We start from the raw sequence: 12,730 nt of genomic DNA on the forward strand, positions 1-12,730 counted from the left end.
CCATTTTGGTAGGAGTGTGAATACATGAATTTTGAAGACATTAATGAAAATGATGTAATCTACCGATGTATCGGCAAAGATTTTAATCAGGGTATTTTATCTTGCGGCTTTATGCGGAAAAGATCAGCAGAGCGTTCTCAATATGATTTTAAGATAGGATATTACAGCTGTTTTGTAGTATTGCAAGGCAGTGGAACATTTATTTCTGCGGACGGTACCGTTACTCCTATGCAAGCAGGTGATCTTGTTCAACGTTTACCTGAACGTTTGCACTCTACTGCAATTGAACCAGATGGGAATTGGATCGAGTTTTATATCAGTGTCGGGTATCCTGTCTATTCATACTTACAGACACTTGGAATTATTAATTCCGATAAGGAAGTCCAATCGACACAGCATACGAATGATTTTTTCTTTGATTTTGTTTCCTTGCTGAAAGCCTTGAAAAGTGCAACAGATGAAAGTCTTCCCTCCCTGCTAATGAAGTCTCAGGATTTGATTATCAGATTACACAGTAGCATTCATAATGCTCATAGCAATGAAATTGAAAGTAAAATAACAAAAGCCTGCGAGCTGATTAGTGCCTCCAATGATATTCACTTTGATATTCAGGAAGTGGTATCTGCCGTGAATATGGGCTACGAGAACTTTCGGAAATTGTTTAAAGAGACTACAGGAATTTCCCCTAAGCGATACCACACTGAACATTTAATGAGACAGGCAAAAATGATGCTGCTATCCGGACTTCCCATCAAACACGTAGCCGTTAGCCTGGGTTACGGGGATATATATTCATTCACCAAACAATTTACGAAGTCAGAAGGGGTATCTCCAGGACGATATATTCGTAAAACAAAAAGCAACTCATCCGCAGACAAGTTGCTTTAGAAATTGATTATGAGCTCACCGCTTCACCTTATAAAACTCATGATACAGCTTCATCAGCGCCCGCTTCTCAATCCGCGACACATAACTCCGCGAGATCCCCAGCTCCTTCGCAATCTCACGCTGCGTCCGCTCTTCCCCGCCGGTGTCCAGGCCGAAGCGGCCGACAACGACTTCCTTCTCCCGATCGTCTAATATATCCAGATTCCGGTAGATCTTGCTCTTCTCAATCTTCAGATCCACTTCCTTAATCACATCGTCCGCTTCCGAGCCGAGGATATCGATCAGCGTGATCTCGTTACCCTCTTTATCCGTTCCGATCGGATCGTGGAGAGATACGTCCTTGCGGGTCTTTTTCAGCGACCGAAGGTGCATCAGGATCTCATTCTCTATACATCTAGCCGCAAAAGTAGCCAGCTTTGTGCCCTTGTTCGGGCGGTAGCTCTCAATGGCCTTGATCAGCCCAATGGTGCCAATGGAAATCAGGTCCTCCATGTCTTCGCCGGTGTTGTCGAATTTCTTCACTATATGGGCAACCAGCCGCAGGTTATGCTCAATCAGCAGGTTCCGTGCCTTGGCATCTCCTTCGGCCATCATGCCTAAGTATTTGCTCTCATCCTGCTCCGATAGAGGCTGGGGAAAAGCGTTGTTCCTTACGTAAGATACCAGCAGCGTCAATTCTTTGATCAGCAGCGCAATCGTGCTTATGATTCCAGGCAACTTGGCGACACCTCCCGCACATGTACAATGAAACCGGTCAGCAAGGAGAACTAAGGGTTCATGGTCCTTTTATTGTATGTGGGTAGGTGCCTAGAAGTGCATGTACGGGGAAAATAGGTACGGGCCTCCTACACCCGGAGCAGCTCGCGGATATCCTCTTCCGACAGCTGGGTCGTCTTGTTCTCGCCAGCTTCGATGACTTCTTCGATGAGATCTTTCTTGCGTTGCTGCAGCTCCAGCATCTTCTCCTCGATGGAACCTTCGGTAATCAACCGGATCACCTGGACCACATTCCGTTGCCCCATCCGGTGTGCCCGGCCGATGGCTTGCTCCTCGACTGCCGGATTCCACCACAGATCGTATAGAATCACCGTGTCCGCTCCAGTCAGATTCAGCCCCGTTCCACCCGCCTTAAGCGAGATCAGGAACACTTCCCCTTCACCTTCGTTGAAAAGCCTGCACAACTCCACCCGCTCCTTGCCCGGAGTAGAGCCATCCAGATACAAGGGCTGAACTCCAGCTTCGTCCAGGCGTTGCCGGATCAGCCCTAACATACTGGAGAATTGCGAGAACACCAGCATTCTGCGGCCGGAATCACGGCATTCCTGCACAATCTCCAGCAATTGCTCCAGCTTGCCGGAGCCGCCTGTATAATTCTCAAGGAACAGCGACGGATGGCAGCAGATTTGCCGTAAGCGGGTGATACCCGCCAGAATCTTCATCCGGCTCTTGTGAAATCCGTCCGCAAGCAGATCCTGTTCGGTATCGTCACGGAGCCTCGCTAAGTATGCGAGATATACCTGTTTCTGCTCGTCCAGCAGCTCTGTGTGCTGTACAGTATCAATGCGGTCTGGCAGCTCCTCCAGAACCTCTTTTTTGAGCCGCCGCAGAATAAAGGGGGACACGATGCTGGCGATACGTCCGGCGGGCAGCTCCTTGAAGGTCAATCGTCCGGTGAACAGCGCCGGGAAGACGGTGCTGAAAATAGCTTCCAGCTCATCCACCGAATTCTCAATCGGTGTGCCCGTCAGAGCGAATTTCCGTGCAGCCTTAAGCGATTTAACCGCTTGGGCCGTCTGGGAAGCTGAATTTTTGATCGCCTGGGCTTCATCCAGAATTAGCGCATGAAAGGTTGTGCCGGAATACAGATCAATATCCCTGCGGAGAAGAGGGTAAGAGGTAATAATCACATCTGCTTCTTCCATGGCATTGCTCTCCAGCAGTCCACTGCGCTCCTCCTTCTGACCTGCCGCCACCAGTACGTTGACTGCTGGTGCAAACCGGGCGAACTCATGGCTCCAGTTATACGTTAAGGATGCCGGACACAGAATCAGCACCGGAGCTCTCCCCTGTACCTTGGACGGCATCTCAGCCAGCTCGGAGCAGATATAAGCAATACTCTGGATGGTTTTACCCAGCCCCATGTCATCCGCCAGAATTCCGCCGAACCTGAACTTCGACAACGTCTTCATCCACTGGAAGCCTCTGGCCTGATAATCGCGGAGAACCGGCTTCAGCTCAGCGGGCAGCTCGAATTCCAGACTGTCCGGTTCCCGCAGCTGGTCCAGGAATTCCCGGAGGGACTTGCCCCACTTCGTATGCTTGAAGCCATGGCCCCGCTCTGGAAGCTGAAGAGCTTGTACGGAGGGCAGGCGGATTACCGAGTGTTTAAGATCCCTTTGCCTGAGATTCAACCGTTCGGCAACGGTGCCGAATTCGTTGAAACTGTCTACGGCAATGGGCAGAAACGCCCCGCTGCGCAGGCGGACATACTTCCTTTTCTCCACAATCGCCTGCATGACCCGAACAGTCTCCTCCTCATTCAAGCCTTCCAGCTCAAAAGAGATATCCAGCCAATCCAGACCTTCGCTCAGCTCCGCTTTCACTTTGGGATAAGCTTTACGCTCCAGCACAAGTCTCTGAACAGCAGGTGTGACAAACAGCTCGGCAACCTCTTCCAAAACCGGCACAAGCTCATATAACGCCTCGTAGATGACCGGCTCACTAACCGAAACCCAGTGCTGCCGTTCCTGTCTGAGCGGAGAGTTGTCCAGAATATCAACGATCTTATTTTCCCGCTGCATATTTCGGATCAGGATCTTCTGCTTGTGCACTTCATCCACGCTATTCTCTTCCAGCGGATTAATCACAATCTCCTCATAATGAAATTCCAGCCGAAACGTTAAGGTGCCGTCCGCATAATCCAGATACAGCTTAGCCTGCAGTTCAGGCTCCACAATTCGCTCGCTTACTGCCTGTTCCACACTTACTTTCCCCAGCTTTCTTAAGGCTGGCAGCACCTGCTGTACGACCGCTTCGATTTGTCCGGGAGCCACTGCAATGTCGCTGGAGGCCGTGAACTGCTGCTGCAGCAGTGCAATTGTACGGAGCGCTGCTCTGTCCACATCATAGATCAGCCCGTTCATAATCAGAGTAGAATAGTCCTCAAGCAAGGTAAGTTTATCCATATTCGCAGCCGTCAGAACATAATCCTTCTTCTTTCCTTGGCCGATCGAGAATTCAAGCGGCGGGGCTTGGCCCGCAAGGACAGCAGGAACCTCCGGGTGCCCCACACTTCTTAGGGTAATATTCACTTTTGACAGCAGCGGCTTAAGCTTGTCCCAGGCCAGCGGAGTGACCTTCAGCATTCTCCCGTCAGTCTCAGGGGGGCTATAATAGCTATTCGGGCTAGGTTTGAGTAATTTCTCAGAGTTTTTCAGTAGAAGCATGACCTCCATGAATTCCCGGTCGGCAGCGCTAATCTGCTGCTGTGCTGCGTCAAACGTGAACTTGCTGGTGAAATACAGCGGCTTCCGCTGCTCCAGATGCTCAAGGAATTGTCCCAGCTTCGTCACGACATACCGGTGTTTATAGCCCACCCGCATTTCAAGCGTAAATCCTCTGGGCTGCTGGTAAAGCGTGCTTAAGATGAACTCAAACTGCAATTGTTCTTCATGCTCAAACAGAGGAGCTTTCTCTCTATTCATAGCAGGTTCCATCCCGGCAAGTGAGGAAATCAACAGATCCGTCTGGTTATATTTGCGTTTATCTTTGCTTTTGGAGGGGGTAACGGAGGCGGAGCCCGGCTTCTTCACTTCGCTACCTGCAGGGTTCTTGGTCTGCAGTGCGTGTATGGCCATGAGTGTCGCCGCCACATGCTTACAGCAGTCATAGTTCTCATAGGCGGGACAAGTACAGTAAGCTTCGGTATCCTTTCCCGTAAGATTAATATTGAAAATTTCAACGTGATAAGCTTTGCTTCCTTTTACCCATGCTCTATAACGGTTGATTTCTGCATCAAAGCTCAGCTTGCTTACCCGCCCCGAATTATAATAAGATCGTCCCCGCTTATAAAAGGTATCCCCGCAGATATCCTTGATATCTTCTAATGTAAAATCCATCTTCATCACCTGCTTTGTATCTAAGTTGGTCTTTACTACGGTTCTTCTCGGCCTCATCCAGGTGTTGCAAAACGAAAATAACCCTCAATCACTCGGCATCGCACCCGCCCGCCCATTATCATAACTCCAGGCCACCACCGTTGCGCTGTCCCGCCCAAGCTGTTCATGGACACTCGTCAATACATCCGCCACACATTCCTCCAGATCCTCTCTACCCGTAAAAGCTTCATACAGCCTGCGCGGGTCCTCCAGCAGTCTTTCCCCCACCTCCAGCAGACCATCCGTGGTCATCACGATGATGTTGCGGCCCTGCCGCAGCTCGCGGATGCCGGAGGAGTAACAGGCCACAGGCTGAGCAAAAGTGTTGACGAAGCCGATCCACTCGAAGTAATTACGCTGACCAAGCGCATATTGCCCGCGTGCCGCCAGCTCGGGATGCAGCAGATAGAGCGAATTATCCCCCACCGAGAACCACCAGAGATAATTCTCCATCCGGACACAGATCAGGCATGCGGTCTCCCCTTTTACCTGCCTACACTGGCTGAGAAATGCCTCAGACTGGAAAATCGCCAGCAAAAAAGACTCCAGTTCCCGGAACGCCTGCTGAACCGGCAGCGCCAGCAGTCTGATGATTCCACCTGCCTCACCATTGATCGTGCGGACCAGCAGTTCGGCGCTTTCCGCCGTATTGTGCGCATCCAGAAGCATCGCGAACTCCCAGTCCGCGCCCGGCTCGCTTGATAAATAGACACCGTCTTCATTTTTATTAGCACCTGCAGCAGTGTTTCCGCCGTACCGGCCAATAACCATCCTGTTCAGTGTAGAGGTTATTGGATGATCCAAGTACCTCTCCTCACTGCCTACCCAGCTGAATTGTTCCCTTGTCTGTCCCATCCTGCTCCTCCTGTCCCGTCTATACTCTATGTTTCTTCTATTATACTCGAACGGCTACTCCCGCGACTTCATTCAGAGACCCGCTCCATAACCTCTATCCGTTCCCGGTTTAGATTCTGTCCTCCGGTCCCGGGCTCAGGCTGTCGCTCGCTGTCAGGAATCTTCTATCAGTGTCCCGCAGAATATACACTCCGCTTAGAAGCTCTCCTCCAACCAGCTTAATGTTCATTCTCGCAGGCAGGCAGTAATTCACCGCGCACCAGCTATATAGAGGCCGCATCAGCAGCTTCCCGATCACGAAATACAATACAGCCATAATCAGTAGCACCCCATACACCACCGGCCTGTCCTGGCCATAGACAAAAAAGAGTATATCAAACTGTTTTGTCATGTTAAGGTTATAGGTGACGACCAGCTTGCTCATCAGCAGCATACCGAACAGCAGGTAGAAGCTGACGCCAAGCAAAACGTGGATCAGCAAGATCCAGGACCGGAAGGGTAAGCGCTTCCGGTCCGCTTTTGAAGACAAGTAGTATGTAACAAGCAGTCCCGCAGCAGCCAGCGAGATCAGCAACAGATTATCCATGGGATGAAGGACATACATAAGCAAGCCGTTCAAAGCAGCAAAGATCAGAATATCCGCCAGTATGGCTTTATTCCGCTCCCGGAGGCTACCCGCTTGAAGCTGTATGTGGGACCCGCCCTGTAAGAAGTCGACAGCCCACACGATCAGGAACAGAACGCTGAACCAGCCTATTTTTCCTTTATCATAACACTTTCACCATCTCAGGAGGATTAACATTCATGCTATTACTGAAGTTATGCGCTATTGCTGTACTGCTGTCTTTTTCCTACCGGATCTTCGAGCGGGTTCTCGGGCTGATCGCTAAAACACAGGTGCGGTATACAATCTATTATTGGGGAGCCGCCATGATCGGAGGAAGTCTTCTCTGGAGCAACGGTTACACCTTCAACGCTCCACAAGATGTAATGAGAGTGCTTCCGCTGTTCCTTATCATACTGCTTGTGAACCTGATCATCTCCAGATCCTCCGGCTATAATCCAGTGGGCACTTATAATACAGTCAACTTCGTGCTGTGCTTCCCGATCTTTGAAGAGATTGCCTTCCGGGGGCTGGTTCTGCCCATTCTCGCGCAGCATCCGGGTCTTGGGCAACTCCATGCCACGGGAATCATCGATGTCAGCGGCGCTATTCTCCTTACCGCCTTCCTGTTCGCCGTCTCCCATTTGCAGTATTACCGGCTGAACCGCGAGAGTATCCGGTTTATGCTGTTCGCGCTGAGCGGAGGGATCTTCTTCGGGCTGTTCGCGCAGGTGACAGAGTCGCTCTTGCTGACGATTCCGCTCCATATTGCTTTTAACGGATCAGCCGTGTGGTATGCCCGGGCTTCCGCAAGCAAGCACCTTCAGGCCTGAGGTATTTCTATATGTATATATGAAAAAAGAGCCACAGCTCCTCTATAGGGCCAGCGCCTCTTCCGTAATCTGCCTGATATCAATCGGAGACAACGTCTCCTCGTTCACCATGTCCGGCAGAATCTCTGCCAGGAAGTAATCCACACACTTAAGGTCAATATGCTTGATCTTGATCAGCGCATTGCGGTACATCACCACGAATTCCTTCTCCGTGTTCCCTCTTTGCAGCTCGGCGAAGGCCTCATACACCTGATCCATCTTATCCGCAACCTCCAGAATCAATCCCTCCAGTGACTCATCCTTGCCCTCGCGCAGCTGCTGGTAGAAGATGCTTTTGAATTCGTCCGGGATATGCTCCTTGATGAAGTTGTCGATCATGCCCTCCTCCACCTGCTGGATCAATGATCTGAGCTGGAGCGAGGAGTGCTTCACCGGCGTTTTGATATCCCCGATAAAAATCTCTCCGTAATCATGGCTGCTCGTAATCTCGTACAGCTTCTTCCAGTCGATCACCGCGCCGTGCTTCTCTTCAATATCCGCCAGCGTCTTCGCGTATTGCACGACCTTCCAGGAATGGGCCGCAACGCTATGCTCCTCGAATTTGAATTTGCCCGGACAGCGGATAATGCGCTCCAGCTCATTCAGTGAGCGAAAATACTTGTGAATTCCCATGAGGCCTTGTCCTCCCGTATGTTTGGATATGCTCTAGATTAGAGTGTAATCCTCCAGTGTTATCCCCGGATGAACCGCAGCACACCATTGTGTAAAATCCGCACGGCTACGCGCATCTAACGTTATTTCCCAGCCTCTCCCCGCCCTATTACGGTCCCCATCCCCGACTAAAGTCGGGATTCAAGAACAGTCTGCAGGCCGTTTTGCCAGAATGAATAATTACGTACAATACATACATAGACAACGGAAATGAACACGCCACACCGGCGGTCATCTAATATGAGAGGAAGATATATTATGAATAAAAAATTAACCCGCTCCGTAACAGACAAGAAACTCACCGGTTTATGCGGAGGACTGGCCCGCTATTTCAAAGTTGATGCAACCCTTGTAAGATTGATTGTTGCTATCGCTACGATATTCAGCTTCGGCACTGTAGTCTTTCTGTATATTATCGGTAGCCTAATTGTTCCCCAGGAATCCTACGGCGGATTCGATGACGGCTTCAACTACTAATTCCTTCTATTAAATACTTGCGGCATACCTTAACCAACCCACATATAAAGGAGATCATTATAATGAGCATATTCCAAAGAATCACTACACTAACCAAGGCTGCTATTCATGAAGGACTGAACAAACTGGAAGATCCAATCCTGCTAACCGGTCAATACCTGCGGGATCTGGAGGACAAGATCGCTAATGCCGAAGGCAAACAGCGTGAACTCAAGGCAGCAGCCAGTGTGCTGGAGCGCCGGATCTACGAATACAAGGTGCTTGCAGAGCGCAGTGAAGCGGAAGCAGTCCAGTTCATGAGCGAGGGCAATGAACCTGCTGCCCGCCTGGCGGTAATGGCTAAGCTCCGCTACACGGAGAGCGGACAGGAATGTACCGCCGGACTTCAAGAGACGCAGGCAGCACTTGCCTCGCTGGAGGTACAGCTTGCTGGTGTTAAGGAAGAACATACGCGTCTCAAAGCCAAAAGAGCCGAGCTGGCTGAACGTGCCCGCAAGGCTGCGGAGATCAAGCAGTCTGCCCAAGCCAGCGCTTCAAGCTTCCCGGCCGGATACGGCGGCCAGGTGCTGAATGCCGGTGCCGCTGCCCGCGGCTTCGAACGGATGGAGGACAAGATCGCCATGCAGGAAGCACTGGCCGAGCAATCCGGGCTGGCAGCAACAACCGCCGCACCTGACGCTCCGCTGAACAGCGCAGTGGAGGCCGAGCTTGAACGCCTGCGCAACCGGAAATAAGCTGACGGTGTAAGCTCAGCAATAACAAAAAGGATGCCACCCTTTTGACCAGGGAGGCATCCTTTTGATGCAATGAACTTTGTTCCAAATAGGACTGGACAGGTTAGTCTATGCAAGTACGACAGCAAAAGCTTCATAAGGCCGTAATTGCAGCTGCTTGAAGTCCACAGCATCTCTGGTATAGTTGCCGATAATGAATCCGGCGTGACCCAGCTCCGGCAATTCCAGTGTGATGGGCTCCCCGCTGAAGTTGGCCGTTACCAGCCAGGTCTGTCCTTCATAGCGGCGGAAGTACATGAATACTTGATCCGGCACGCCGGTCACCAGTTCGAACTCGCCCCATACCACAATCGGGTTGTTCTTCCGCAGTTCAATCAGCTTACGGTAGCAATGGAACACCGAATCCGGGTCCTTCAGATTCGCCTCCATATTAATTTCCTTATAATTCGGATGTACAGGCAGCCATGGCTCTCCGGTTGTAAATCCTCCGTTACGGATAGCATCCCACTGCATCGGGGTCCGGGCATTATCTCTTCCCTTGGCATTAATGGACTGAATGATAGCTTCCCTGGCGTAGCCTTGCCCGATCCGTTCATGATACATATTGATGGCCTCAATATCCTGCACTTCGCTGATATCCTGAATCGGATAATTGGTCATTCCGAGCTCCTCGCCCTGATAAATGTAAGGCGTACCCTTCATCAGGTGAAGGAGTATGGCGAACATTTTGGCGCTCTGCACACGGTACTGCTTATCGTTGCCCCAGCGCGATACAATTCTCGGCAAATCATGATTGTTCCAGAACAGGCTGTTCCAGCCCTCGTTCCCCAGCTCGGTCTGCCATTTCGCCAGCACCTGCTTCAATTCGCTTACATCCAGAGGCTTCAGATCCCACTTCTCTCCCCCGCCCTGCTGATCCAGACCGATGTGCTCGAACTGGAACACCATCGACAGCTCCTTGCGGTCCGGGTTGGAATAAAGCTTGGCTACTTCCGGAGTCGCCCCCCAGGTCTCTCCCACCGTTAGAACATCATGCGCTCCGAAGGTCTCCCGGTTCATCTCCTGCAGATATTCATGCAGCTTCGGACCATTTCCTGTGATCTCCTGATCGGGAATTTTGCCGACCAGATCAATGACGTCCATACGGAATCCGCCGACGCCCTTATCCAGCCAGAAATTCATCATGTCCCATACCTCTTGACGGACCTTGGGGTTCTCCCAGTTCAGATCCGGCTGCCTGCGGCTGAACAAGTGCAGAAAGTACTGGCCGCTCGCTTCGTCAAGCTCCCAGGCCGATCCGCTGAAGGTTGAACGCAGGGCGTTGGGAACCCCGCCGTTGACCGGATCACGCCAGATATAATAGTCACGGTACGGATTATCCCTTCCTTTGCGGGCCTCAATGAACCATGGGTGCTCGTCCGAGGTATGGTTGACGACCAGATCCATAATAATCCGGATATTGCGCTGCCTGGCCTGCTCTATTAACTCATCCATGTCATCCATCGTTCCGAATTCGGTCATAATATCCTGGTAATCGCTGATATCATAGCCGTTATCGTCATTGGGTGATTTGTATACGGGACTAAGCCAGATGGCGGTAATGCCAAGCTGCTCCAGATAGTCCAGCCTGCTGATTATCCCCCTGAGATCGCCGATTCCATCCCCGTCGCTGTCCTGAAAGCTTCGGGGATAGATCTGATATATTACAGCTGTCTGCCACCATTTCGTATTGTTCAAGCCAATCACTCCTGTAAGCTAAATTTAACTACAACCATGGACCAGATGCGCAGGGACGGCAAAGTGAATCTGGCCGCAAGTCCTTGCCCGTGAGGAACCACCTCATAATCCAGGACAATCACTTCCTGGGCCTCATCATCCGGGTTGGCCGTGTAAATGCATTCAATCGGCTGTTCGATCAGCAGTGTGCACACCACATCATTTTGAGCTTCAGGCCGCTGTTGCTTGCCATGTTCCCAATAATCATCTTCAAGCCCGGCAAGATTAATCAGCTGCAGAATCTGATAGCCCGGCTTGCGCTTAATGATCGTCCAGACCGAGTCAATATCTCCGTTCGGGGCAAATGGCACCTTGCCTTCGAAGGTAATCTCGGTGTTAACTCCCGCGGTATAGGTATAAGACACATCTTCCAATTGCGCATCATGTATCAGCACTCCAAAACGCACGATGAAATCATAATAGCGTCTGACCTCAATAGCAAATTCAGGCCGCATCACTGCATAATCGGGATAGTAGGGCATAGTCAGCATTCCATGATCCTCACCCAGCAAGAGGTGATATCCCCCGCTGGCGAATATGGAGGCCATCGTCAGCAGCGCCCCATTCTCAGCCCATTCCTTGTCATGTCCGGCTTCCGGGTAGAAGGAGGGCAGATAGGCGGAGAGAATCACCGGCTTGTGCGGGTCGAGTGAACGCGCATGATCGATCAGTCCTTTAAGCTCACGCAGCCGGACCACCGGCGGCCAGACTTCAATATATAGCGCCTCCTGATCCGCCGGGGCCGTCTTGTGTATAGGATAATTACCCACATTATTGAAAATAACCCCGGCCTCTGCCTTGATTTCCTTCACAGCCGCCTGCGTCCGGTTAATCAGAGCCGGATAACATTCCGCCAAATCGACCAGCTCTTCTTTTCCTGCGATCCGGCGCACCGCTTTCTTGGGGAAGCCGTATTGGTCCATATGAATTCCGTCGAATCCGGCATGTACGGCCTGACGGAACTGTTCAACAATATGATCGGTCCAAGGAGAGCCCGGTGTAATATCCATAATATAGAACAGATCAATTAATTGAAACGGATCTCCCTGGCGGTTATACAGTCCCCATTCCGGACGTGCCTGCAAGAAGTCCTTAAGACTTGCATATACCGCTCCATAGGCCATGGCAGCCATCCCTTTATCGTGTACGGCTGCGATCTTTTCACGAACCACCTTATAGGATATCGTCCGGCCCATCGGATCAATAAATTCATCCTCTGTCGGAACCAGATCATCATGCCGGTACATCCAGTCATAGAACTGTATGACATTCAAGTGGAATTTGTTCATGCTGTCAACGTCACGGGTGTCTCCAGATTCTTCACTCCGGAAATCGCTTAGAAATCCATACCGTGGCGCCCGGCCCCAATGATCGGCAATATCGTAGGAGGTATAGGCGGTTGACACTACAGCTTCATTGCACAGAACTGTAGCCTTGACCCCGTAACCCGCCCACTCTGTAGTTTCAGTGAACAAGGGAACGGGTACTCTTTGTCTCAGGCCTGGTTCCGTACGGATGCTAAGTCTTGCTTCAGCAACCTGCTGCTCCAGCTTGTAGAAGCTGACCACCAGCTGCAGAACCGCTTTCTCCCCGGTCTCTACTTCAATAATAATACTGCCTGATTGGCCGGTCTTGTACTGGGCCTGATCCGGATATATATCTATATGTGTCACTAATCTATGGTCCATATGAATT

11 protein-coding genes are annotated in these 12,730 nt (G+C 51.1%); 4 read left to right on the plus strand and 7 right to left on the minus strand.

Features of this window, described 5'->3' with window-relative positions; all coding sequences use genetic code 11:
* The first annotated feature begins 24 nt into the window (after positions 1-24).
* A complete protein-coding gene (locus tag MHH78_RS29155) occupies positions 25-888 on the plus strand; it encodes a helix-turn-helix domain-containing protein (RefSeq protein WP_341169724.1) in 864 nt (287 codons plus the stop codon).
* Between the two features lie 15 nt (positions 889-903).
* On the opposite strand, the gene sigK is transcribed toward MHH78_RS29155, so the two are convergent.
* The 4 genes from sigK to MHH78_RS29175 all read right to left on the minus strand — a co-directional run bounded on the left by sigK (position 904) and on the right by MHH78_RS29175 (position 6,486).
* Entirely contained in the window at positions 904-1,605 is a 702-nt protein-coding gene (gene sigK, locus MHH78_RS29160) for an RNA polymerase sporulation sigma factor SigK (protein WP_036691086.1), read from the minus strand.
* A gap of 128 nt (positions 1,606-1,733) precedes the next feature.
* On the minus strand, positions 1,734-5,006 hold the full coding sequence (locus tag MHH78_RS29165) for a DEAD/DEAH box helicase (RefSeq protein ID WP_341169725.1): 3,273 nt from the start codon (positions 5,004-5,006) through the stop codon (positions 1,734-1,736).
* An 84-nt stretch (positions 5,007-5,090) separates the two neighbouring features.
* Entirely contained in the window at positions 5,091-5,900 is an 810-nt protein-coding gene (locus MHH78_RS29170; protein ID WP_339254479.1) for a protein phosphatase 2C domain-containing protein, read from the minus strand.
* Positions 5,901-6,009: 109 nt separating this feature from the next.
* Complete coding sequence (locus tag MHH78_RS29175) at positions 6,010-6,486, minus strand: hypothetical protein (RefSeq protein WP_339254477.1); 477 nt, start codon at positions 6,484-6,486, stop codon at positions 6,010-6,012.
* Positions 6,487-6,704: 218 nt separating this feature from the next.
* Here MHH78_RS29175 and MHH78_RS29180 point away from each other — a divergent pair, with 218 nt between their 5' ends.
* A complete protein-coding gene (locus tag MHH78_RS29180; protein ID WP_341169726.1) occupies positions 6,705-7,337 on the plus strand; it encodes a CPBP family intramembrane glutamic endopeptidase in 633 nt (210 codons plus the stop codon).
* A gap of 42 nt (positions 7,338-7,379) precedes the next feature.
* On the opposite strand, the gene MHH78_RS29185 is transcribed toward MHH78_RS29180, so the two are convergent.
* Positions 7,380-8,009 (minus strand): YfbR-like 5'-deoxynucleotidase, encoded by a 630-nt coding sequence (locus tag MHH78_RS29185; RefSeq protein ID WP_036691104.1) that lies wholly within the window; start codon positions 8,007-8,009, stop codon positions 7,380-7,382.
* A 297-nt stretch (positions 8,010-8,306) separates the two neighbouring features.
* Between MHH78_RS29185 and MHH78_RS29190 the strand changes: the two genes are divergently transcribed.
* Positions 8,307-8,525, plus strand: coding sequence for a PspC domain-containing protein (locus MHH78_RS29190; RefSeq protein ID WP_036727755.1), 219 nt, complete (start codon positions 8,307-8,309; stop codon positions 8,523-8,525).
* A gap of 62 nt (positions 8,526-8,587) precedes the next feature.
* On the plus strand, positions 8,588-9,259 hold the full coding sequence (locus MHH78_RS29195; protein ID WP_341169727.1) for a PspA/IM30 family protein: 672 nt from the start codon (positions 8,588-8,590) through the stop codon (positions 9,257-9,259).
* 108 nt (positions 9,260-9,367) lie between these two features.
* On the opposite strand, the gene MHH78_RS29200 is transcribed toward MHH78_RS29195, so the two are convergent.
* Positions 9,368-10,996, minus strand: a complete 1,629-nt coding sequence (locus MHH78_RS29200; protein ID WP_341169728.1) for a glycoside hydrolase family 13 protein — start codon at positions 10,994-10,996, stop codon at positions 9,368-9,370.
* Positions 10,997-11,001: 5 nt separating this feature from the next.
* The gene (locus tag MHH78_RS29205; protein WP_341169729.1) at positions 11,002-12,723 is read right to left on the minus strand and encodes a glycoside hydrolase family 66 protein; all 1,722 of its coding nucleotides are present in this window, start codon (positions 12,721-12,723) and stop codon (positions 11,002-11,004) included.
* Positions 12,724-12,730 lie beyond the last annotated feature (7 nt).

It is taken from the genome of Paenibacillus sp. FSL H3-0333, from assembly GCF_038002805.1.
Classification (GTDB): Bacteria; Bacillota; Bacilli; order Paenibacillales; family Paenibacillaceae; genus Paenibacillus_AQ; species Paenibacillus_AQ silagei.

Coding starts and splice junctions, on each gene's coding strand:
- MHH78_RS29170 (WP_339254479.1), bottom strand. CDS start 5,900: ATGGGACAGACAAGGGAACAATTCAGCTGGGTAGGCAGTGAGGAGAGG.
- MHH78_RS29185 (WP_036691104.1), bottom strand. CDS start 8,009: ATGGGAATTCACAAGTATTTTCGCTCACTGAATGAGCTGGAGCGCATT.
- MHH78_RS29155 (WP_341169724.1), top strand. CDS start 25: ATGAATTTTGAAGACATTAATGAAAATGATGTAATCTACCGATGTATC.
- MHH78_RS29205 (WP_341169729.1), bottom strand. CDS start 12,723: ATGGACCATAGATTAGTGACACATATAGATATATATCCGGATCAGGCC.
- MHH78_RS29195 (WP_341169727.1), top strand. CDS start 8,588: ATGAGCATATTCCAAAGAATCACTACACTAACCAAGGCTGCTATTCAT.
- MHH78_RS29180 (WP_341169726.1), top strand. CDS start 6,705: ATGCTATTACTGAAGTTATGCGCTATTGCTGTACTGCTGTCTTTTTCC.
- MHH78_RS29190 (WP_036727755.1), top strand. CDS start 8,307: ATGAATAAAAAATTAACCCGCTCCGTAACAGACAAGAAACTCACCGGT.
- MHH78_RS29175 (WP_339254477.1), bottom strand. CDS start 6,486: ATGGATAATCTGTTGCTGATCTCGCTGGCTGCTGCGGGACTGCTTGTT.
- MHH78_RS29165 (WP_341169725.1), bottom strand. CDS start 5,006: ATGGATTTTACATTAGAAGATATCAAGGATATCTGCGGGGATACCTTT.